The sequence below is a fragment of the bacterium genome (assembly GCA_016708315.1).
Classification (GTDB): domain Bacteria; phylum Zixibacteria; class MSB-5A5; order CAIYYT01; family CAIYYT01; genus JADJGC01.
Genome location: JADJGC010000001.1, coordinates 1 through 22,332, shown reverse-complemented (window position 1 = coordinate 22,332; position 22,332 = coordinate 1). Strand labels below are relative to the sequence as shown.

At 49.7% G+C, this 22,332-nt stretch carries 18 protein-coding genes, 1 other RNA gene and 6 pseudogenes; 16 read left to right on the top strand and 9 right to left on the bottom strand.

Translation table 11 applies throughout. The features are described 5' to 3' along the window. The first annotated feature begins 91 nt into the window (after positions 1 to 91). The 7 genes and pseudogenes from IPH59_00125 (at position 92) to IPH59_00095 (ending at position 4,676) form a co-directional block, all read left to right on the top strand. Positions 92 to 1,508 (top strand): annotated as a pseudogene (locus tag IPH59_00125) (cbb3-type cytochrome c oxidase subunit I). Positions 1,509 to 1,691: 183 nt separating this feature from the next. After that, positions 1,692 to 2,170 (top strand): annotated as a pseudogene (locus IPH59_00120) (cytochrome c oxidase subunit 3). Positions 2,171 to 2,450: 280 nt separating this feature from the next. Beyond that, entirely contained in the window at positions 2,451 to 2,675 is a 225-nt protein-coding gene (locus IPH59_00115; protein MBK7090126.1) for a hypothetical protein, read from the top strand. A gap of 189 nt (positions 2,676 to 2,864) precedes the next feature. Then, complete coding sequence (locus tag IPH59_00110) at positions 2,865 to 3,137, top strand: hypothetical protein (protein ID MBK7090125.1); 273 nt, start codon at positions 2,865 to 2,867, stop codon at positions 3,135 to 3,137. A 206-nt stretch (positions 3,138 to 3,343) separates the two neighbouring features. Further along, on the top strand, positions 3,344 to 3,607 hold the full coding sequence (locus IPH59_00105) for a hypothetical protein (GenBank protein ID MBK7090124.1): 264 nt from the start codon (positions 3,344 to 3,346) through the stop codon (positions 3,605 to 3,607). A gap of 272 nt (positions 3,608 to 3,879) precedes the next feature. Continuing rightward, positions 3,880 to 4,263 (top strand): SCO family protein, encoded by a 384-nt coding sequence (locus IPH59_00100; protein MBK7090123.1) that lies wholly within the window; start codon positions 3,880 to 3,882, stop codon positions 4,261 to 4,263. Continuing rightward, on the top strand, positions 4,263 to 4,676 hold the full coding sequence (locus tag IPH59_00095) for a DUF420 domain-containing protein (protein ID MBK7090122.1): 414 nt from the start codon (positions 4,263 to 4,265) through the stop codon (positions 4,674 to 4,676). The genes IPH59_00100 and IPH59_00095 overlap by 1 nt, the downstream gene beginning before the upstream one ends. 53 nt (positions 4,677 to 4,729) lie before the next feature. Here the strand turns inward: IPH59_00095 and IPH59_00090 are convergent, their stop codons facing one another. Next, complete coding sequence (locus IPH59_00090; GenBank protein MBK7090121.1) at positions 4,730 to 6,523, bottom strand: ABC transporter ATP-binding protein; 1,794 nt, start codon at positions 6,521 to 6,523, stop codon at positions 4,730 to 4,732. Further along, positions 6,507 to 8,381: an ABC transporter ATP-binding protein gene (locus tag IPH59_00085; protein MBK7090120.1), complete on the bottom strand. Its 1,875-nt coding sequence runs from the start codon at positions 8,379 to 8,381 to the stop codon at positions 6,507 to 6,509. The genes IPH59_00090 and IPH59_00085 overlap by 17 nt, the downstream gene beginning before the upstream one ends. 462 nt (positions 8,382 to 8,843) lie before the next feature. Between IPH59_00085 and IPH59_00080 the strand changes: the two genes are divergently transcribed. After that, positions 8,844 to 9,683 (top strand): hypothetical protein, encoded by an 840-nt coding sequence (locus IPH59_00080; protein MBK7090119.1) that lies wholly within the window; start codon positions 8,844 to 8,846, stop codon positions 9,681 to 9,683. A gap of 186 nt (positions 9,684 to 9,869) precedes the next feature. Then, on the top strand, positions 9,870 to 10,979 hold the full coding sequence (locus IPH59_00075; GenBank protein MBK7090118.1) for a nitronate monooxygenase: 1,110 nt from the start codon (positions 9,870 to 9,872) through the stop codon (positions 10,977 to 10,979). On the opposite strand, the gene IPH59_00070 is transcribed toward IPH59_00075, so the two are convergent. From IPH59_00070 to IPH59_00045, 6 genes are all read right to left on the bottom strand, one after another. Then, complete coding sequence (locus IPH59_00070; protein MBK7090117.1) at positions 10,976 to 11,635, bottom strand: metal ABC transporter permease; 660 nt, start codon at positions 11,633 to 11,635, stop codon at positions 10,976 to 10,978. The genes IPH59_00075 and IPH59_00070 overlap by 4 nt on opposite strands. Before the next feature lie 202 nt (positions 11,636 to 11,837). Then, entirely contained in the window at positions 11,838 to 12,515 is a 678-nt protein-coding gene (locus IPH59_00065) for a zinc ABC transporter substrate-binding protein (protein ID MBK7090116.1), read from the bottom strand. Positions 12,516 to 12,689: 174 nt separating this feature from the next. Then, a complete protein-coding gene (locus IPH59_00060; protein MBK7090115.1) occupies positions 12,690 to 13,601 on the bottom strand; it encodes a hypothetical protein in 912 nt (303 codons plus the stop codon). A gap of 298 nt (positions 13,602 to 13,899) precedes the next feature. Then, positions 13,900 to 14,184: a hypothetical protein gene (locus IPH59_00055; GenBank protein MBK7090114.1), complete on the bottom strand. Its 285-nt coding sequence runs from the start codon at positions 14,182 to 14,184 to the stop codon at positions 13,900 to 13,902. Between the two features lie 155 nt (positions 14,185 to 14,339). After that, positions 14,340 to 15,410: a methyl-accepting chemotaxis protein gene (locus IPH59_00050; protein MBK7090113.1), complete on the bottom strand. Its 1,071-nt coding sequence runs from the start codon at positions 15,408 to 15,410 to the stop codon at positions 14,340 to 14,342. Further along, entirely contained in the window at positions 15,389 to 16,054 is a 666-nt protein-coding gene (locus IPH59_00045) for a hypothetical protein (GenBank protein ID MBK7090112.1), read from the bottom strand. Before IPH59_00045 ends, IPH59_00050 begins: the two co-directional genes overlap by 22 nt. A 406-nt stretch (positions 16,055 to 16,460) precedes the next feature. Between IPH59_00045 and ssrA the strand changes: the two genes are divergently transcribed. The 7 genes and pseudogenes from ssrA (at position 16,461) to IPH59_00010 (ending at position 21,067) form a co-directional block, all read left to right on the top strand. After that, positions 16,461 to 16,821, top strand: a transfer-messenger RNA (tmRNA) gene (ssrA, locus tag IPH59_00040). Between the two features lie 254 nt (positions 16,822 to 17,075). Next, entirely contained in the window at positions 17,076 to 17,636 is a 561-nt protein-coding gene (locus IPH59_00035; GenBank protein MBK7090111.1) for a hypothetical protein, read from the top strand. Between the two features lie 148 nt (positions 17,637 to 17,784). After that, positions 17,785 to 18,356 (top strand): annotated as a pseudogene (locus IPH59_00030) (DUF4256 domain-containing protein). A 554-nt stretch (positions 18,357 to 18,910) separates the two neighbouring features. After that, entirely contained in the window at positions 18,911 to 19,300 is a 390-nt protein-coding gene (locus IPH59_00025) for a hypothetical protein (protein MBK7090110.1), read from the top strand. A 43-nt stretch (positions 19,301 to 19,343) separates the two neighbouring features. Beyond that, positions 19,344 to 19,664 (top strand): annotated as a pseudogene (locus IPH59_00020) (transcriptional regulator). 112 nt (positions 19,665 to 19,776) lie between these two features. After that, positions 19,777 to 20,268, top strand: coding sequence for a hypothetical protein (locus IPH59_00015; GenBank protein ID MBK7090109.1), 492 nt, complete (start codon positions 19,777 to 19,779; stop codon positions 20,266 to 20,268). Positions 20,269 to 20,658: 390 nt separating this feature from the next. Further along, positions 20,659 to 21,067: pseudogene (locus IPH59_00010) on the top strand (DUF1801 domain-containing protein). Positions 21,068 to 21,177: 110 nt separating this feature from the next. Here IPH59_00010 and IPH59_00005 read toward each other — a convergent pair. Further along, positions 21,178 to 22,332, bottom strand: a pseudogene (locus tag IPH59_00005) (catalase-peroxidase).

Below are 22,332 nucleotides of genomic sequence, written 5' to 3'. Positions count from 1 at the left end.
GTACCTGTTTGCGATAATGTTCTTCTTCCTTGTTGAAGGAATCTTCGCTCTCTTGATTCGCTGGGAACTGCTGACGCCTGCACGGAACCCGATGGCTCATGATACGTATAACAAGATGTTCACGCTGCACGGCGCGATAATGATCTTCTTGTTTTTATCATTCCTTCCATTCCCAGCATTGGGCAATTTTGTGTTACCGCCAATACTCGCTTTAAGGACGTGGCTTTTTCCCTCGTCTTAACCTGGCATGCAGGCATGTCTATGTCTTCGGTGCGCTATTCGTTTTGTATTCGACAATTACCAACGCTGTAGTACCGGTTGGACTTTCTATACACCGTATTCGACGACCACAAACACGGCAAGTAATATCGATGGTACATGGAGTGTTCATTCTTACTTCCTCGTCTATTTTTGCCGGAATGAACTTCGTTGTTACAATTCACAAGATGCGTGCACCCGGCGTGACCTGGTTTCAGTATGCCATTGTTCTGTTGGGGTATCTACGCTACTGCCATCTTGCAAATTCTGGCAACGCCGGTCCTTTGCAGTTACGCCTGGTGCTTCTGATTCTCGACCGTCTCCTGTTATCGGTATATTCGATCCGGCGCTGGGTAGCGACCTCGTTCTCTTCCAGCACTTCTTCTGGTTCTATTCGCATCCCGCGGTATACATCATGATTCTTCCGGGAATAGCGTTATCTCGAAACGATTGCGACTTTTTCACGCGAAGAGATCTTCGGGTACAAGGCTATCGCGTTTTCGAGCCTTGCATCGCTTGTCAGCTTCCTGGTTTGGGGACACCACTGTTCACGTCCGCCCGAATCGGAACTCACAATCGTGATCTTCTCGTTCTTAACCTTCCTTGTTGGAATACCGCTTCCGGTATCAAGGTTTTCAATTGGCTCGCTCCGATGTACAAAGTTCAATCTCGCTCGACTCGCCGATGCTTTACGTTAAGCTTCCTGTTTCTGTTCACCATAAAGGCGTAACAGGTATTATGCTTGGAGCACTGTCAGTGGATATCCATCTTCACGACACGTATTTCGTAGTCGCGCACTTCCATTATGTGATGATGGGCGGCACAGTGATGGCATTCTTGGCGGGACTGCATTACTGGTGGCCGAAAATCTGGGGGCGCATGTACAGCGAGTTTGGGCTCGTATTGCCTGCGCGCTGATTTTCATCGGATTCAATATGACATTCTTCACCCAGTTCATAATGGGCTCGCAAGGTATGCCGCGTCGCTACTTCACTTATGTCAGTAGTATCAGGGACTGCATGGTTTCTCCTCAATTGGAGCTTTTGTCATCGGGCCAGTTTTGTCGTGATGGCGTTCTATTTGGTACGGGCGATTTTTAGGGCAAACCTGCCGGTGATAATCCATGGGGTTCTTTGACAATGGGATGGGCTACCAGTTCACCGCCTCCGACTGAGAACTTCCACCACGATCCGGTTGCATCTCACGGCCCGTATGATTACGACAAGATTGTCGTCAAGGAAACAAGGTAGGTAGCGCGATGTCGACTCATCAGTCAACCCACGGCCACCCGGCACATCTTCAGCACCATTTTCACGATTCCGCGCAGCAGGCGGACGCCGCAAAGCTCGGACATGGCTGTTTCTATTGACAGAAATCTTGCTCTTCGGCGCTTGTTCTGCGCTTATGCAATATTCAGAGCATGGTATCCCGATATGTTCTGGGAAGCACACAAGCAGCTCGATGTAGTGCTTGGATCGATCAACACAGTTGTTCTGATTACCAGTTCTGTCACGATGGCGCTGGCAATTCGCTCAATGCAGTTGAACAATCGCACGCACACACTGTGGTTTTTGGCTGCGACTCTGATGTTTGCGGCAACCTTCCTGGTGATTAAGTACTTCGAATATGAACACAAGATTCACCTTGGCCAGCTTCCCGGCAAATACTACACCTATACTGGCCTCGAGGGCAACAACCCGCACGTGTTTTTCAGCATTTACTTTGCGATGACCGGACTTCATGGATTCCACGTTCTCGGCGGAATGGGGCTGATTGTTTGGATGATGATTCGAACGGTACGGGGAACTATCTCGGCCGAGTATTATACACCAATTGAGATGACGGGCCTCTCACTGCCTTGGTCGACTTAATCTGGATTTTCCTGTTCCCATTATTGTATTTGATAGGGTAGAAGCATGAGTTCAAGCGCAGCCAGTCATACACAAAATCACGTTTTGCCGCTCAAGATTTATCTTGGAATCGGTGCGGCACTCCTGTTTTTGACATTTGTCACTGTAGAGGTTTCTTTTACGACTTTGGCGGTCTCAATATTGTCATAGCGCTTGCAATTGCTTCCATCAAAGCGCTGCTTGTGGCATTCTTCTTCATTGCACCTCTGGTATGACAATAAGTTGTTTCTTTATTGCATTCACAGTTTGTCTCCTGTGCTTGACTGTTTTCATCGTCTGACGATGTTTGACACTACTCGACGTGGTGATATTGATGAGCTTCGCGTGAAGCCGATCAATCCGCGCGCCGAGATGTACAACTCAGCCGCTTTCAATAAGGGCGCAGCCGGCCATGACAGCTCGGGAGCAAAGATTGATTCCACGACCATCGATACCAGCAAGGTCATTTCCGATTCCACGTCTGCCACACCTGCTACGGTACCGGCCGCGACCAACTCTGGTCATTAATAGTTGCTTTGTTTATAAGCAACTTATAATTGTCCTTAGAGTGGACAAATCATGCGATATTGCGGTAAGATAAGATGACTCCTGTTCCGACGTTTTGCGCTCCTTTCCACAATCGGCACTTACATCGTTATCTTCGCTGGCGGCCTTGTCCAGTATCAGGGCTGGACTCGGATGCCCTGACTGGCCAAAATGCTTCGGCGGGTGGATTCCCCGCTAAGCGCAGCCGACTTGCCCGCTTCGATAAACCCAGCCACATTCAATTTCACGCTTGCCTGGATCGAGTACCTTGAATCGGCTTTCAGGGACGATTCGGGGCTATTCATCCGCAGCGACTGCAGTACTTGCGATTGTGCATTATCGGCGTACGCTTCGGATCTTGTTTCCTCTATTGGTGCAGCTTTGTTGGTCGCATTCCTGGATGGCAAGGTGGGCAAGGTCGTCTACTCGGAATTCACTCACTGACTGTTTCGATTCATCTGGTGATTGCGCTGGGGATAGTCAGTCTGTTGATTTACGTTGCCCAACAGGCGTACTACCTGGAAGAGACAAGTTCAATAACAGAGGTGGCGTATCCAAAGTGTACCCATATCCATTGGTCTTCTGTGGCTAATCACTGTCATACAAATTGTCATCGGTGCTAATGTCCGTGCGGATATCGAAGCCTTGGTGTGACAAGCCCGCTTGCGACTGATCACGAGCTAATGGCGCTTGTCGGTGGAATCAAGTACGTTCACGTGTTTCTGGGAGTTATTGTCGCGGCAATGGCATTCACAATCGGCATCATGGTATACCGAACATCACCTCAGCCGGACTCTATCGTTAAGCTTAGCGTGTGGACAATGATCCTGCTCGTAGCTGTGCAGATGTCTCTTGGGACTGGCCTGATTGCGGTGGCATTGCCGCCACTGCTTCAGCTGTTCATGTTTGGGTAGCGTCGCTCTTCATTGGCGTTTTGTTGGTGCTCCACACAGCGACCAAGAGGCTAGGAATAGATGACTAAGCAAAGCAAACCGTCACTGCTGATATGGGGTTGTGCCTCTGGTCGTAATTCTTGCTGTGGTGGCCGCATTTGTGGTCAATTCGGCCGAACAATCGCGCAGTCAACTGCCAATCCTCGGCGAGGTGCCGAGCTTCAGACTAACGGCCAGTAACGGCGAAGAGTTTACGCGGACGGCCGAATGGACGATTGCACGTCGTGAATTTCATGTTTACTCGTTGCCAGGGCGTTTGTCCGACGATGTCGGCCAACATCAAGAAGATGTACGATCTCTACCGAGGATCTGACAAGGTTCGATTCTTATCTATTACCGTTGATCCGGACTACGACACGCTTGAAGTGCTTCGCACTTATGCCGATGGCTTTGGAGTCAATGATGGTCGTTGGATTTTTGCTCGCGGCCCGCTGGTCGATGTGGCAGTACTTTGGAACATGGCTTCATGCTTGATGCAAGCGATTTACCGTCGAATCATCCTTCATCTAATACTCGTCGACGATAAGGGACAGATACGCGGATTTTATTCATACAACGACGATGACGAATTGACTGCGCTACGAGACAATATCCGCAATCTGGCGAGGTCAATGTGATTGACTACTCTATTCTCCCGTCAGTTAATGCCACCTTTAACGCAATTAGTGCGATCCTTCTGGCGCTCGGGTACATCAACATCAAGCGCGGACGCCGCGAAACACACCGCAAGATCATGATAGCCGCACTGACTTCCTCGGCTCTGTTTCTGACCACATATCTAATCTACCACTACGGTGTGGGTTCCGTACCGTATCCACATCACGATTGGACACGACCGGTTTACTTTGCGATTCTGATACCGCATGTCATACTTGCAGCTCTGATGACCCCTTTCATAATTGTCGCTGTAACTCACGCACTGAAGGGGCGATTCGAAAAGCATCAACGCATCGTACGCTGGCTCTGGCCGGTGTGGATGTTTGTCTCGATTAGCGGCATCGCAGTCTATGCGATGCTTTACCATCTGTAGCGATTAGTGATTCTCACTCTCTCATGCTCTGCCAAGAGAGAGTGAGAACAATCTTACCCTTCAACAGCTTCCTGCAATTCACTCCGCGAGTACAGCTCGCGATAAGAATCCGAACGCACAAGCAATTCATCGTGCGTGCCGCGGTCAATGATCTTGCCTTCTTCAAAGAGCAGGATCTTGTTAGCCTTGCGCAGAGTCTTGGCGCGATGCGTCACAACGAAGCAGGTCATGTCGGGCATTACCTCGTGCAATGCCGACCACAGGCGCTCCTCCGTTCGGGCATCGAGCGCAGAAGTGCAATCATCGAGAATCAATATCTTCGGATTCCGCGCCAATGCTCGCGCAATCGCAACGCGCTGTTTCTCGCCGCCCGAGATCGTCAACCCTCGTGTGCCGATGCGCGTTTGCAGACCGTTCGGAAAACGCTCAAGCTGCGAATCGAGCTGCGCGAGTTTGATTACCTCGGTGACCTTCTCGGCAGAGATCGAATTGTCCCCGAATCGGACATTGCCTTCGATCGTGTCCGAAAACAGCACCGGTTCCTGAGGAACATAGCCGATGATGTCGCGATAGTTATCCAATGAGAGCGATTTCAAAGGACGACTATCTAACATGATCATTCCTTCATTCGGATCGACCAGGCGCGTCAAAAGGTTAATCACCGTGCTCTTGCCGGATCCGACGCGACCCACCAAGGCAACCGTTTCACCCTTGTTGACTTCGAATTCGACGTCCTTCAGCGAGTAGTGTTCGCTGTTTGCGAAGCGAAATGACACATTCGCGAAACGAATCTTCTCGAAATCAATCGCGCTGTGGTCACCGTTGTGATTGGACACCATAGCCGGGAAATTCTGAATCTCCATCAGGCGCCCAATGCTGACCGCCGACTGTCGACCTTTCACGATGAACTGGCCGATGTCAAACATCGGGAAGACCAGCAGGAAGATATAGCTCGTGAAAGCCACGAAGTCACCGATCGTTATCGAACCTTTCGCCGCCATGATACCGCCAATCAATACTACCAAGGCGATTCCGAACTGCCAGATGTACATGTACAGCGAATCAATAGCTGCCCAGGCTCGTACGGTTGAAATCTCCGCCTTGCGACGCGCTCCGATTGTGGCGGCGAATTTCTCCTTCCATGCTTCTTCGCGATTGTACGCTTTGACCACACGCGTGCCTGAAAAGCACGACTCCATCGCATTGTTGAGATCGGAGATACGCGCTTGGAGATTGTCGAAGCGTTTGTCCAGCGAACTCGATGTAAACATGAAGATGATGATCAATATCGGTAACGGTGTAACCGTGTAAACGGTCAATCGTACATCCAAAGTCAACATCATTGCTACACCGATCACGACTATCAGCACAGCTTCGTAGAACCGGAAGATTCCCGAGCAGGCAAACCACGCTAGCTTTTCGGCGACGTCGTCGGTCATACGAGTCACCAAATCGCCGGTGCGAAAGGCGTTAAAAAAGTCAGGACCCTTCTCAGTCGTCGATGCGAACGCCCGCTGACGGAACTCCCACTCCAGTCGCTGATTCATGTAGGCGCGTGTGCCTTGAAGCGCGTTGTAAACGACCAATACGACTACAGCAAGAATCAGCTGGATTGTCAGAGCTTCCGCAAGAGGTGACAGCTCGTACCTCTGCAACATTGCACCAATCGGCTGGAGCAAAGCCGGTAGCTCGCCCTTGCCGTACTTGACGACATCAAAAAGATACTTCAGCACCATTGGCTGCAGCATCGCTATGGCGGCGATGGCCGGAGTTCCCACCACAAGCCAGGTCAATGCCAGCTTGTGGTTGGAATATCCGCTCATCAACCACTTAAACTTGTTCCACATTTGCTACCTTCACTGTTTCTGGTCCCTGGAACTGCAGGCGATAGAGCTTCTCATAGTAACCGCCTTGAGCCAGTAGCTCCCGATGTGTTCCGCGCTCGATAATCTGACCTTCGCGGATGACGAGTATTTTGTCGGCATCCAGAATCGTCGAAAGTCGATGCGCGATTATCAACGACGTCCTGCCGGCCAAGAGCCGGTCAAGTGCCAGTTGTATCTGCTTCTCGGTATCGGGATCCACCGAGCTGGTGGCCTCGTCGAGAAGCAAGATCTGCGGATCGAAAACCATCGCCCGTGCAAAAGACAGCAATTGTCTTTCACCGCGGCTGAGATTGGCGCCGCGTTCGGAAATCTCAGTTTCGTATTTCTTCGGCATCCGCTCAATAAACCGGTCAGCTGTTACCAACTGCGATGCCGATTCCAGTGCTTCCGCACTGATGCGACTCTGTTCAAGCGTGATATTGTCGCGGACATTTCCCGGGAAGAGGAAGATATCCTGCAATACCAAACCGAACTTTGACCGCAAATCGGTCGTGTGCAAGTCGCGAATGTCGATTCCGTCGACTGTGATTCGGCCTTCAGTCGCATCGTAGAAACGAAGCAGCAAGTTTACGATTGTGCTCTTGCCGCCACCGGTAACTCCAACCAGCGCGACCTTCTCGCCCTTGGCGATCTCAAAGGAAGCGTTGCGCAGTGCAAAGCGATCGTCGCCATTGTAAGACAGTCCGACATTCTCGAAGCGAATGACTTCGTTGAAGCTCGGCCACACAAGCGGCTTAGGCGCTTCAGGAATCCGCTCCTCATTCTTCATTAATGCAAACACGCGTCTGGCTCCTGCTATGGCGCGCTGCAATACGTGCAGTTCTTCAGCCGCGCGATGTATAGGTTCGAAGAACATCCTCATGAACATGATGAACAACAGTATTGTACCGACTGTCATTGATTCAGCGCCGGTTCCTGAAACCTGTCCAACCAGAACGGTCGCACCGAAAAACGTCACTGCTGCAATTCCGACGTTCTCCACGAAGAAGACCAGATTGAAGAACGTTGTATGCGATAGGTGCGCCTCGGCATCAAGCTTGAATTTGTTCCGATTGGCTTCGTTCATGCGGTCCCGCACCAACTGCTGGCGATTGAATACCTGGACGACGCTCATGCCTTGCAGGAACTCCGTCATTGTCGCGATAACGTCGGCCATCTTCTTGCGAATGCCCAGAAACCGCGGGGTCGTATAGCGCTGATAGAAGTATATCAACACGATTACGATCGGTGCCAATGCCAGCACAGCAAGCGTCAGTCGCCAGCTGTAGTAGAACAGAATCGCAAAAATGCCGATCAATTTCAGCGCATCGCCGATAATCAGCACGACGACACTTGAGAAGAACTGGCGGAGCGCCTCGCCATCTGATTCAACTCGTGACAACAGCCGTCCGACCGGATTGCGATCAAAGAACGATACTGAAAGTCCGACGACGTGATTGAAGCAGCGTTGTTTCAAATCGGTAATAACATCCTGACCTATTACTTCCAAATGAACTCGTTGAGCGTAGTTCGCAACCAGGAACGCGAATAACACGACCACATAAATAAGGGACATCCACATGATCTGCGGGATCAGTGCATCAACGGCGGCAGTCGGCAGACCGATGCCGGCAGTCGTCGAGGCAGGGGATGTAACCAGATCGACAGTCTTCTGAATCACCACCGGGCTAAGCAACGAGAGCCCGTTGGCGACAATGAGCAGCACAAGGTTGATATACAACCTGTGTCGGTGCGGTGACAGGAGCGGCAACAAGCCGCGCAACGCTTCTCTGGCGCTGACTGAAGTCTCCTGTTCCTCTTGATAATATGCTGAATCCATAATTTGCTAACCAATCCTCTAATCGTTTAAACAACTCTTGTCAGAGTCCGGTGGCAATCACAAAAAAACCGGACTCGATCGGGTCCGGCTCGAATTATCCGTGTAATGTCGTATTTAGAGATTAGGGCGGATAGGCCGAGGCGGAACCTTGTCACGGAGCAGGCAGACTACTCCCCGACGTTGTGCGGGTGTTTGTTGCCAGTTCAGCATCAAGGTTTTCTCCTCGTTAAGTTTGACTATTATTATCGCAAAAGTTTACGAAAACATGAGTCAGAAGTTTTGTCAAAATAGGATTGATTAAACAACTGTCAAGAAAAAATCTTCAGACAGTACCGGGCATTGCCGGCAATCTCGTTGTAGCGCAATGAATTAATCGATGAAAAAAGTCAGTTATGGAATCTCCCGGAATGTGACAAAAAATCGTCTTGGGAGAATTGAAGCAATACTCTATTATATCTTACTATGAAATTTGCTGACATTCTCAAAGAGGCATTCGTAATCGCTTGGCGTTTCAAGTGGTTTTGGCTTGCAGGATTTATCATCTACCCGCAACTCATTGGCGGGTATCCAACCAACTTCCACTATCAGCCCGGTGATGAGTTTCCGATAAAGGAATTCGCCATATTGATGGGCGTTGCAATGGCGTTCGGTGTATTGGTTTTGTTGGCTGGCGCGATACTACAGCCGGCATTGATTCTTGCAACCTCGCATGCCCGTGCCGGAACACCGTTGCGTGCAGGAGAGGCCTTGCGCGCAGGTTTCGATTTCTTTGGCCGCAGTTTGTTGGTCGCATTGCTTTCGATCGGTTGCGGTATGCTGCTTGTCATAATGCTCGGGCTTCCACTGATCATCGCATTTATCAGTTCGGTTGTTCTCGGTATTGTGATAGCGTTGCTCTTTGTGCCGGTCGCTATTGCGGCGACACTATTCCTGACGACTGCTATGAACTACACATACCGAAACATCGTCTTGTACAACTTGAGTATCGGCGATGGGGTCTCGAAGTCGCTTGCACAGCTTTCTTCAGCAAAGTTGCCATCGCTCGGACTGTGCCTTTCCGCCCTTGTCATTCCGGGCATTGCCCTGTTTCCCGTGTCGATGATCTTTGCAGTCTCTCAGGCCGCGATGCTTTTTACAGGCCAGGAATCCGGCATATTGATGGGGTTGTACTACTTTTTCTCGATTGCCCTCTCAATTCCGTTGGCAGGCTATTTCGGAGCCTTTGGAAGCGTTCTGTTTACAATAGCGCATTATGAGTGGTTTGTGCGAGAGCGCTCAAGTGATAGCCAGGTACCGTTTTGAAACCACGCGACACGATACTCACTGCCAATTCCCTGACATTCCCAGTTTCATTGGCAATTGAAGTGACTCTTTGAAGACAATTTGTATTAGCTTTATCTTAAACATTTACGTAGATTTAATGGTCCACGGTGGTAACCAACCGCTGTAGTATTCACTTCTATCCGGCCTCAAGGAACATTCGCTTAGATGACGTCCAGAAGTATCCGCCCCCTTTCAATCGGTGATATCAGCGCTCGAATTCCAATAGTTCAAGGCGGAATGGGTGTCGGAGTCTCGCTTTCCGGTCTCGCAAGCGCTGTCGCCAATGAGGGCTGTATAGGTGTGATCGCTTCTGCGGGTATCGGTATGAACGAACCGGACTTCTACTCCAACTTCCTCGAAGCCAACACACGTGCGCTCCGTCGTGAAATTCGCAACGCCAAATCACTGTCAAAAGGCTTAATTGGGCTCAATATCATGGTTGCTTTCTCTAACTTTGGCGACTTGGTACAGACTGCTATTGAGGAAGAGATAGACATTATCTTCTCCGGAGCCGGACTCCCGCTAAATCTGCCCCAATACCGCAAGCACGATACCAGGACCAAACTCGTACCCATAGTATCATCGTCGAGGGCCGTCGGGTTGATCTGTAAGCGATGGTTGAGCAAGTTCGACTATCTTCCGGATGCTTTTGTTGTCGAAGGTCCTCGAGCCGGCGGACATCTTGGATTTCGAATCGAGCAAATAGCAGATCCGGAGTTTGCACTTGAGAAATTGATCCCGCCAATTCTTGACGAGGTCGCCATTTTCGAAAAACAAACAGGTAAGAAGATCCCGGTCATTGCCGCCGGCGGAATCTACACTGGTGGCGATATCCACCGATTTATTGACATGGGTGCGGCTGGTGTTCAGATGGGTACCCGCTTCGTCGCGACATTCGAGTGCGATGCAAATGAAGCATTCAAGCAGGCCTATGTTGATTCAGTCGCGGACGATATCGTGATTATCAAAAGCCCAGTTGGTATGCCGGGCAGGGCGATCCGCAATAAATACCTTGATGACGTCGTTTCCGGAATGAAAAAACCTTACAAGTGTCCGTACCATTGCATCATCACTTGCGACTATCAGAATTCGCCCTATTGTATTGCCCACGCTTTGATAAGCGCTCAAAAAGGCTATCTCCATAACGGATTTGCCTTCGCTGGTGCCAACGCATATCGTGTCGATGAGATCATCTCAGTGAAGGAACTCGTGTCGGCGTTGATCGCTGAGTACGAGAACGCCGACATTGAGTTCACACGAACCGTTGGGAACTAACAGACAGTTCTCCCTCCCATTACTAACCTAAGTCCGCCATACAGCAACAACATTGCACCGAACGTGCATACGATTGTCGCGCCCGGCGGTGTGTCGATCCAGAATGAAAGCAGCAGTCCTAGCACTGAACCAACCAAACCGAACATCCAACCCAAAATCAAATGCTTGGCTATGCCGTTGGTTGTCAATGCGGCGAAAACTGATGGTACCACCAAGAAGATGAATACCAGCAGAACACCGCAGATCTTGACCGAACTGGTTACAACGACGCCGAAAGATGCATAAAATAAGAAATCCCAAAGGCGTCGGTTCTTCGGCACGTCCCCACCTCCAAATGTCAGCGCAGCAAACTTCTTGAAGTAGATCCAGTGAAAAGTACCAACGAGCGTGTAGACGACTGCAGTTTTGAGAACAACGAGCGGCGTCACAGTCAGAATGCTCCCGATCAGAAGATACTTGATATGCTCAGCGCCTTCTGGAGAATGGCTCACTGCCATGATTGCCGCCGCAGCACTCACAGCATATGCGATACCAATGATCGCCTCTTGGGGGATCTTGCCTTCTATCTCACGGGTGAATGCGAAAATCACGGCGCCCAAGAGCGCAAAGGCGAGAGAAAAGAAGTACGCGACACTACTGTCAAGCTCGAAACCCAAAAGAAAGGCGAGTGTGCTCCCAGCGCAGCTACCTGCGCCAGGAGAGGTCTACGAAAATGATTCCGCGTTTGATCACATGCAGGCCAAAGTAGACATGGATGCCAACTAAGACGACGCAGATCAGAAGCGGCCAAACCAGTAAATCAAACATCTCCGCTACCTAATTTCTTCGAGTAGGGCATTGATATTGCCGCGAAGCCAGTCAATGTACGACTCGTCCTTGCTCACGCCCGCCAATAGAGGGATACAGTACCACTACCTTTGCTCCCGATGACTCGGCAATGCGCTGCGGAACGCGTTTCTCAAAGTATGGCTCAATCGCGATTATTTTGATCTGCTGTTTCTTAACCAGTTCAATCATGTCTCCCATATGAGACGGTGACGGCGCAACCCCAGAGAACTTCTCAATGAATCCTGCCAGTTTGATTTCGAAATAGTCTGCGAAGTACGGCCATGAATTGTGGTAAGTGACGATTTCGATTCCTGCCAATGGCGCGGCGAGCGCCTTGATTGCCGGGAGCTCGGAATTCAGATTCTTGAGGAACTTATCGCGATTTTGTGCGAAGACTCCAGAATTCGCAGGGTCAACACTTGATAGACCATCGAGAATTGCGTGCGTTATCGGTTCTACATTGGCGGGCGAAAGCCAATAGTGAGGATTGCCGAATCGGTGTAAGTCGCCATGTGAAGCATCAGCGTGGAAAGTAGGCACTTCCACTGGCGTAATATACATCGAGCAGTCAATCTTTTTGAGTTTGCTATTTCGTGAACCGTCAATGATTTTGTCGATCCAAGTGTCGAGTTCAAGGCCAATCTTGAAGACAATGTCCGCGTCGCGCATCTTGACCATATAGCTCGGACGTACCTCGACATAATGCAAGTCTGCGGTTGGAGCTGCAATACTTGCAACCTAGACCAAATCCCCCCCGATGACAGTAGCGAAGTATGCCAAGTCACTTGTGGATGTCACGATTTTGACGGCAGCATTCGCGCTTACAGAAACGAAGAATGCAAGCGCGATCAGAGTGTTTATGAATAGTTTCAACTTAATCTCCTAAAAGTTGTGCGGTTGGTGTGGTCCCAGCGAAAACACGAATTGCAGTGTTGCTGTCCAAAATCCATCGCCTTCGTTTGGTGTAGTCCAGTCTCCGACTATTCGGATCAATGTCGTTTCTTCGATCGGAGCAAACCCGATAAACCCGGTCACTCGCGTGACATGTGCGTCGTTATCGTTCGCATCCTGTACATACTCGAACATTGTTCCCAAGTTGTATTTCTGGCGGAATCGATAATCCAGATAAGCATAAGCTCCAGACGAGCTCACTGCTTCTCCTTCCACAACCTCGCGACGGTTGTTCAAGTATTCGCCTTCGACAGTGAGGGCACTGTTTCGATTTGGTTTCCACTTGTATTTTGCGTCAATTCCGAAGACTCGTGCACGCAGCCGCTCATCGCGATCGTACTCCGAAGTCACGACTGAGACCCCGGCCGTCAGTTCCGCAGACTCAGACAGGGAGCCGGATGTCGTAATTCTACCGAAAAAACCAGGCTTAATCCGCGGTTCTTCACCCTCTAGTGCAGCAACTGATTTTGTAATCTCAAGCGGCTCTTCCGTAATTTCTTCTTCCTCGCCGGCAAGAACCTCTCCTCTCAGCACAGCTGCCATGACTTCCGTATTTAGCTTACCAGTCGGGAGTGCGAACGAGGCACGAATCGCCATATCGTTAAGACCTTCTTCCCCGAAATACATTTCATGGGGCAGAGGTTGGTGAACAAACGAGTACGCATGCGGATGAACTGGATTTAACCGGCCAAATTCCAAACGGTATTTGCCGGCGCGCAGGTTCATTCCCAGCGGCAGGCCGCGCAATATTGTCGCGTACAGTTCCTCGATTTCCGCCTTTTCGCCACCCTCCCATGCAAGGACAAGGTCTGCGCGTGAATAGGGATTGAGATACCCTGCCACTACGATTTCCATATCAGGTGACGTGAGGTTGAATTCGCTTTCTTCTGAAGGTCGTGATTTGTCGTTATGAGTAAAAGTCCGGATGTCTCCAACCACGGATAGGTCGGGGATTCAATGTCGTCTGACCAAAAGCAGTAGACAGAGCGACAATGCTCGCGCAAGCGAGCAGAAAAACTCTTGCAAACATTAGATTTCTCCTGTGACCAATTCAAGTCGGCGCACGATTACCCAGCTGAGGAAAAAGTGGAGGCCGAGATTGGCAAATTGTTCTTAGTTAGATTTGTTTGAGACTGGCGGACTAAGACGATGCAGGAGGTGCCCGATTTGGAGTTGAAGCGCAAATGAGAAGATTCGAAGGCTTGAAATCCGCCAAGACTTCAACATAGCGGATTGGTGGGATTACGATCAGTGCCAGAATCAGAATCGCAGGAAGAGCAATGTCGATTCCAAAGTGGCAAATCGGACATTCTTTTTGCTGCAGTTCGTGACTATGGTGATGCTCAATAGTGTGAAAGACAAAGAAGCTGAAAGCCAGCAATAGGCTAGCAGCAATCCAGTATTGAAGATTCCGTCGACTTAGCATCACCTCATGATACGAAAAGACTATTGGTTCTTCAAGTTGAAATTCACTTGGAAATCCCAAGCGCGAGAACGAAACACTAATCAATAGAGTTGGTTCGGTGAGAACGGCCCACAGCCGAATCTCGACTACAGGCCGTCAAACTTATGTGAGCGAGGCTAGGAGTTTACTTTGAATCGCCCAACAATCTGCTGCAAGTTTTCAGCTTGTTGACTCAAGGAAACTGCTACATGCGCTGATTGCTCAGAGGTTGACGGCGGTTTCCTTGTGACTTTCGAGATGTGTTCGATGTTTCTAGCAATCTGTTCGGCCGCTGAAGATTGTTCCTTTGATGCCGCGGCAATCTGGGTGATCCGATTGGTGACTTGTTGTGCCATTGTCACGATTTCACGCAGACTATCGCCAGCTTGCTCAGCTAACTCGCGCCCGCTATTCACATGAAGCGTCCCTTGCTCCATGCCGCTCACTGCCGTCAACGTATCTTGCTGGATACCTTTGATCATGTTTGTGACTTCACTTGTTGCTTTGGCGGTGCGTTCCGCGAGCTTTCTTACTTCATCTGCTACAACCGCAAAGCCGCGACCTTGTTCACCAGCGCGAGCTGCTTCAATTGCGGCATTGAGTGCGAGAAGATTCGTCTGGTCTGCAATGTCATCTATGACAGCGACTATTTGTCCAATTTCGTCAGCTGAAGCTGCCAACTTCTTAATTGACACGGCAGCATGCGTAACGACTTCAGCTACCTTCTGCATCCCCTGATGAGTATTCTCGACTATTCGACTGCCGTCGGTTGCAGTCGTCGCAGCACTATCCGACACAGTTTTGGCATCAATCGCGTTTTGTGATGATTCGAAGATAGTTGCTGACATCTGTTCAATCGCTGCCGATACCTGATTCACTTCATCAGATTGCGCCTTTGACCCTCGGGAAATCTGATCGGACGATTCGGCTATGCCACTTGCCGCCTGCACTAGTTGATTTGCGTTATCTCCTAACTGATGGATCAAAGCGCTCAAACTGCTGATCATTGATTTGAATGAAGCACTCAGAACATCTCGGGCTGACCGAACTTCGACTTGTACCGTGAAATCGCCTTGCGCCATCTTCTGAGTCACATCAGCGAATCCACGAATGTAGTCGATTAAGCGTTGAATTGATTGCAGCAGACTTCCAATCTCATCGTTTGACTTTATTTGCAGGGTTTGGTCTATGTCGCCTTCAGCGGCCATTTCCAATTTGACTTCACAGACTTCAGAGGGTCGAAGATCAACTTCTTCTGGACAACAAGAATGCTCGCTACAAGTATCAGAATACCCATGATAGATAGAACGGCGTTAGTGAAGTAACTGGATGTGGTTGCCGCCGAGAGCGCCTTCATCGACTGAGCCATCTTTAGTCCACCAAGGACTTTTTCTGCATCTGCATCATGGCACTGTACGCATGCGGGTTTATTCTCCAAGACATGATAAGTGACCTTGACCGGTACCCCGTCGACTTCGGTATTGAAGACCGTGTCTGATAGCGACTCAAATAGTGCCTTCCACATCGGATCAGCCGCCGGCTTATCGACGAGACTCTTGTCCGAAGAGCGTTTCACTTTCAAATCCGCATCTACTACGGTGATTTCTTCGAGCAACCCTTTTGACACAATTTCCTCGGTGAGCGGTTGAAGGTTCTCATTCTCTCCGTGGATCATGATTTGTTCAAGTTGTTGCGTAATAGTCCAACTGAGATTACGACCTGTCTCGGTACACATTTCCCCGATTGTACTGCTTTGAAGGTGGCTGTTGATTGTGGACATTGCTCCAAGTACAAGAAACAGGCATGCACAAATTACGATTGTTACTTTGGCTTTGATCGACAATTTCTTCATTGTGATTCCCCAGTTTTTCGGCCCCAAAGATCACTGTCTAGCGCAGTAGTCGATTTCCTTTACTTATATCGGCACTAGAGCGAAAAGTGATATGTACTAGACCTGGAATTGTGTTGATTCTGAGACTAGTCTAGTCCAGCATTGATATCAGATTGGTTCACACTGAAAAGGCGACATAAGAAGTCTTAATTGCGATTTCTTCCTGCCCGGCTTTCCCATTTATGTCAGCTTTTTAGCGATCCCGTTGTGGTGTATTGTGCGCTATGATGGTGTCGAGAATGGTATTGGTCTAATTTTGAAGCTGCACAAAGAACGCTATTGCGAATCTACTTCTTCAGGGCTTGCGATTTAAGGAACTTGACGCGGCAATTTCCGATATATATACTGAATGACTTGTTAGTCCTTTGGGGTGACCTGGTTTCGACGGGGTAAGCGAGGTTAACTTGCGCGCCGAGATTGCGCCGGTCTCGTTAAACAGGCGTAAACCAATTGAATGGCAACAACTACGCCATTGCTGCTTAACTAAACTAAGCATGCCGTTTTGCACGAGGCCCGCCATCAGACGTTGTGCAAAAGCGCCGTTAATTGATGGATAGCCTTACGACTCGGTCGGGCGGACGCGAGGCGAAATTAACAGCACGACTGGCTGATTGGTAGCTTTAGCCTTGCGGCGATCTGATCAGCGAGATTAAATGCAAAGGACACGCGCGTAGACGGTTAATTGGCGTTCATCTCGGACGGGGGTTCGATTCCCCCCACCTCCATTAATTGAAAACTAAGGTTTCCCATTTAGTCGTTCGATTTGTCGAGTGGACTGCCACCGACGAGGCATTTCGCTCACCACTCTGCCTGCCAGGAGCATACTCAATAGTTGTTGTCGCGCACACCCTGCCATTTCGTCTCAAGTTTATGCTTGCGCATGTGACGCACATCCTATCAATGTCGTAGCCGGACGCGTACCGGCATCATGAACTCAATTGCATAAATCTAAAAGAAGAAGAAGTCATAGGAGATATCGACTATGGAATTTATCACAGTACTGTGGGCGCCCATTTTGCTCTCAGCGGTCTTTGTTTTCGTGGTAAGCTCGATCATTCACATGGTCCTAAAATACCACGCAAACGATTTCAAGAAGGTGCCAGATCAAGATTCAGTTCAAGCTGCATTGAGGCCATTCAACATTTCAGCCGGCGACTTTATGCTGCCAAGGGCTGATTCGATGAAGGACTGCAGTACGCCTGAGTTTGTTGAGAAACTCAACAAGGGGCCGATTGTGATAATGACGGTTCTCAAAAACAGTCAGATGAACATGGGCAAAGTCTGGTCCTCTGGTTCTTGTACAGCGTCTTGGTCAGCATATTCTCCGCCTATATCGCGTGGCATGCGGTGCAGCCGGGTAGCTCATACCTCAGTGTGTTTCGCTTTATCGGATGCTCGGCGTTTATGGGATATTCCGCTTGCGTTGCTCAAGGCGGAATTTGGTATGGTCGAAATTGGGGACTGTCCTGAAGACAGTTTTGATGGTCTTCTATTTGCGGTGGTTACAGCTGGCACATTCGGCTGGTTGTGGCCAAAGATGTAACGATTGTTCGAGGGTGTTCGTCAAATTGCAGATTAGACCGTTTCGTGATGTCGATCATCATGACTGACGCACGGTGACATCCGTAATTGGTACTAAATGCGACGGTCTCATAGAAATCAGTGAAGAGAAATTGAGTTAGAGTAGGACCATGAGCAAGAAAAAGAACAATGGGAGACAGCTGTCATCAAAACATCGCGACGAGCTCCTGGTGGTATTGAAATCCCGCTTTGAGAAAAACATGAAACGGCACAAGGGCTCCGAGTGGCAAGAAGTCGAGGCAAGACTGAAAGCCGACGCCGAAAAAATGTGGTCACTCTATGAGATGGAGAATTCCGGTGGTGAACCTGATGTCGTCGGCCATGACAAGAAAACCGGCGAATACATCTTTGTCGATTGTTCCGCCGAAAGTCCGAAGGGCCGCAGAAGTGTGTTACGATCGCGATACTTGAATCGAGGAAGGAGCATAAACCGAAAAACAGCGCCACTGATATGGCGTCCGCGATGGGAATTGAGATTCTAACCGAAGACGAGTATCGAAACCTACAGAGTCTTGGACAATTCGATACCAAGACGTCGAGCTGGATCAAGACGCCTTCCGACATCAGGGATCTCGGCGGCGCCATTTTCGCCGATTACCGCTACGGCAAGGTCTTCCTGTATCATAACGGCGCCGAATCTTATTATGCCGCAAGAGGATTTCGCGGCTCATTGAGGGTGTAGATTCTCACAAAGCGTCGAAGTGTGATGTCTGTCGCTACCCGAAGCAGGAAGGGTTCAGTCTTCGGGCGTACTTTCTATTGCCGTTCGAACATTGCCGACTTTCTCGCATTGAAGTGAATATTTTGATGACGAACACATACTCACCCCAGAACCACGCCACTTAGTGAGACTGATTCTATTGTGGCTCTAGCGCCAGTTAAGTCACTCTGCTGCAACGTGAAAGGTCCACCCTTTCGGCTTTCCATATTCTTAAGTCTCGCCACTAGATGAATAAATCCGAAACAAAAACTGAAACCTGAGATTGACGAAGTCGTAGAATAGTATATATTACTTTGAAAATCAAAGTGCTTTGGAATGAGGAGTAGCATGCAAGATCCGGATCAGCCAGTAGATCAAATTGAACAGATTCACTCTATAATGACACGGTCCGCAACTTTTGTGTCACTGTCCGGATTCTCTGGCGTTTCGGCTGGTATTATCGGACTAGTTGCATTTCGATTCATTTGTCGAATCCCTCGATACGGTTTGGCTTTCCGAAGAGGGTTTTTATCGCATTGCGGCAGTCGCCAGATCTCGTTCGTCCCGTGACCGGCGTGTTCTTTCTTACGCTTGTCTCAGCATTGGCTGTCGCCTTCATCTTCACACTCCGTAGGGCGAAGCGCCACGGCAAAGAGTTATGGAATATGGCGTCGCGTCGATTCGCAATCCATCTTGCATTGCCTCTACTTGCCGGAGGTGTTTTTGTAGCTGCTCTTGCCCGTCTTGGAATGTATGAGCTTGTCTGTTCGGCGATGTTGGTGTTTTTCGGACTGGCGCTCATCAGCGCAGGCAAGTATAGCTTTTCTGAAACCATTGTGTTCGGAGTAGTCGAGTTAGTGCTGGGGCTGTTAGCTGCGTTTTGGGTCGGGGCGGGATTGATACTTTGGGGCGTAGGTTTGGTGTAGTCACAGCTGCGTATGGTGTGATCATGTACTTGCAGTACGAGCGATGAAACAAATCATTGATCACATAAACAAGTGACTCGAGAATCGGACGAGGTTGGGAATCATGGCCTCTCTTATGGTGAACGACAGCATCGACTTCAAGGCGCTAAAATTGCTACTGGGCTCTTCCGATGGGAATCTCTCCAGCAATATCTCAACCCTCGAGCAACTCGGATATGTCAAGGTGAAGAAGCGATTTATCGGCAAGTCATCGAACACCTCCTACTCAATTACAAATGTAGGTCGAAAGGCATTTCAAAACCACCTGGCCGCTCTTGAAGAACTAATCAGGGGAGTTGCTCCCGATGAACAGAAAACGATATAAGGCGAGGTATTCGCCTCGCGGAAAAAGACAATAAGAGGTAACTATGGAATTACGACTCCGCAAACAGGTCATACTCGTAGCGATTGTGACTGCGCTCATCTTGATGGTACCACTGGTGGCAATGCAGTTTAGCGAAGAAGTTGACTGGGACCCGGGCGATTTCATAATCATGGGGGCTCTCATATTCAGCACTGGTCTTTCGTATGTACTGATCTCACGAATGTCAGACAACATCGCATATCGTGCCGCAGTCGGCATTGCGGTTGTGGCAGGATTATTGCTCGTGTGGGTGAACCTCGCCGTCGGTATCATCGGTGAACCGGGCGGCCTCAACATGTTGTATTTCGCTGTGCTCCAGATTGGCATCATCGGTGCAGCTATAGCGCGACTCAGACCGCACGGTATGGCGAAAGCACTGTATGCCACCGCAATTGCTCAGGTGATAGTCCCATTGATTGCGTTGATGGTTGACCGTGCCACACTGAACGAACCGCCCGGAATAGTTGGATTGTTTGTTCTCAACGGATTCTTCGTGGTCATGTTCGTAGTTTCGGCAGCACTGTTTCGTCAGGCTGGCGCCACAACAGAAGGCATGGAGAAGTGAGCGACAGGGTTCTAACAAGCGACAAGATTGCGACATCCAACATACTCAGTTGGACCTTCTGCAGTATCTTCATTGTCGTTGGCATCGCGAATCTGCTTTTGTGCATCCAGTTCCGGGGATGTTCTATCTCATTCTATCTCTAATCTATCTGCCGCATACTAATCATCTGCTTAAGAAGAAACTCCGGTTTTCGATACCACTTGCTCTCAAAATTGTCTTGGGTCTTGTTGTCCTTTGGGCAACATCAGGCCGTGGGCGAACTTGCCGAAATGGTTGGCATTTGAAGCGCAATTCGATTATTCGCATGTGCTATATACTTGATCTCAGTCCTTTGAGTTAAGGACAACCTGTGTTTGAACCGGAGCTAGAATTCGAGAAGGAGGACTTGGAATGGCTGAATTGAAAACAAAGCCAACTGCTAATAGTGTCGCCAAGTTTTTGGCAGCGATACCAGACGCCGATCGCCGCGCAGATTGCCAGGCGATTGCCGATCTGATGGCTAAAGTCACGAAACAACAACCAGGATGTGGGGATCGAGCATCGTCGGGTTCGGCGAATATCACTATGTCGGTGCAAGCGGGCGTGAAGGTGATTGGTTTATGGTTGGATTTTCACCCCGCAAAGGTGCCATTTCCATCTACCTGATGGGCGGGCTGGAACACCAAGCTGATCTACTAGCCAAGTTGGGCAAGCACAAGAGGGGCAAAGGTTGTTTGTACATTAGCAAACTCAAAGACGTGAACTGGCAGTACTTACCAAAATGGTCAAGGCTTCGGTACAAAAATTGAAGAAGGCGTAAGGCGATCTCCTCTATTCTGGCTGCAACCGACCGAGGACATAGGGTGGAGTCGACACTAAAAGTAAGGTCGGAATACCCGACCTTACTTCTGTCAATCATGTCCAATCAGATCAGGCGAGATCAAAACGATCGAGATTCATGACCTTGTTCTAAAGCCGCGACGAAGTCATTTACAAACTTCTCTTTGGAGTCATCATCAGGCGTAGACTTCTGCGAGGGCACGCAGCTGGGAATGCGAACCAAATACAAGATCCACACGTGTGCCGGTCCACTTAACTTCACCGGTCTTCCGGTCTCGCCCCTCGAAGATTTCCTTCGACCGGTTGAGGGGTACGCCATTCTACGCTCATGTCGAGCAGATTTACGAAAAAGTCGTTAGTCAGAGCGCCGGGCTTCTTGGTGAAGACACCGTGCTTTGACTGTCCAGTATTTGTGTTGAGAACTCGCAATCCTCCGACGAGAACCGTCATCTCAGGAGCGGTCAGAGTCAGCAAATTCGCTCGGTCCAGTAACAACTCTTCCAGCACGCAATCCGCGATCCTCGCGTACATAGTTTCGGAAACCGTCTGCCTTTGGTTCATGGACGGCAAGTGCTTCCACATCGGTTTGTTCCTGAGAAGCATCCATGCGTCCGGGTGTGAAGGGTACTGACACATTTATGCCCGCATCCTTCGCCGCCTTTTCAACAGCGGCACAGCCAAGCGAGTACAATCAAGTCTGCAAGTGAGACTTTCTTGGTCCCAGTCTGCGCACGATTGAATTCTTCCTGAATGACTTCCAACGCCTTCAGAACCTTTGCCAATTGATCAGGTTGGTTAACTTTCCAGTCCTTTTGAGGTGCAAGGCGAATGCGTGCACCATTTGCTCCGCCACGCATATCGGAGCTACGAAACGTCGAAGCTGATGCCCAAGCGTGGAGATTAACTCTGAAACCGAGAGCCCGGAAGCGAGAACCTTGCCTTTGAGAGTCGCAACATCTTGCGGAGAAACCAACTCGTGGTTGACAGCCGGTATCGGATCTTGCCAAATCAGCTCCTCTGCGGAACTTCCGTCCCAGATAGCGGGGACGCGGACCCATGTCACGGTGCGTAAGCTTGAACCATGCTCGTGCGAAGCGTCGGCAAATTCCTTTGGGATTCTCATGGAAGCGCTTGGAGATCGGCTTATAGATTGGGTCCATACGCAAAGCCATGTCAGCGGTCGTCATGATTGGTGCCGTCTTTTTTCGAAGGATCATGAGCATGGGGTACTGTGCTCGCAGCGGC

Excerpts from the sequence above, each read along its gene's own strand:
- IPH59_00075 (MBK7090118.1), top strand. The coding sequence starts at position 9,870 with ATGACGTCCAGAAGTATCCGCCCCCTTTCAATCGGTGATATCAGCGCT.
- IPH59_00090 (MBK7090121.1), bottom strand. The coding sequence starts at position 6,523 with ATGTGGAACAAGTTTAAGTGGTTGATGAGCGGATATTCCAACCACAAG.
- IPH59_00110 (MBK7090125.1), top strand. The coding sequence starts at position 2,865 with ATGCTTCGGCGGGTGGATTCCCCGCTAAGCGCAGCCGACTTGCCCGCT.
- IPH59_00100 (MBK7090123.1), top strand. The coding sequence starts at position 3,880 with ATGTTTACTCGTTGCCAGGGCGTTTGTCCGACGATGTCGGCCAACATC.
- IPH59_00055 (MBK7090114.1), bottom strand. The coding sequence starts at position 14,184 with ATGCTAAGTCGACGGAATCTTCAATACTGGATTGCTGCTAGCCTATTG.
- IPH59_00080 (MBK7090119.1), top strand. The coding sequence starts at position 8,844 with ATGAAATTTGCTGACATTCTCAAAGAGGCATTCGTAATCGCTTGGCGT.
- IPH59_00045 (MBK7090112.1), bottom strand. The coding sequence starts at position 16,054 with ATGAAGAAATTGTCGATCAAAGCCAAAGTAACAATCGTAATTTGTGCA.
- IPH59_00035 (MBK7090111.1), top strand. The coding sequence starts at position 17,076 with ATGGAATTTATCACAGTACTGTGGGCGCCCATTTTGCTCTCAGCGGTC.
- IPH59_00115 (MBK7090126.1), top strand. The coding sequence starts at position 2,451 with ATGTTTGACACTACTCGACGTGGTGATATTGATGAGCTTCGCGTGAAG.
- IPH59_00085 (MBK7090120.1), bottom strand. The coding sequence starts at position 8,381 with ATGGATTCAGCATATTATCAAGAGGAACAGGAGACTTCAGTCAGCGCC.
- IPH59_00050 (MBK7090113.1), bottom strand. The coding sequence starts at position 15,410 with ATGGCCGCTGAAGGCGACATAGACCAAACCCTGCAAATAAAGTCAAAC.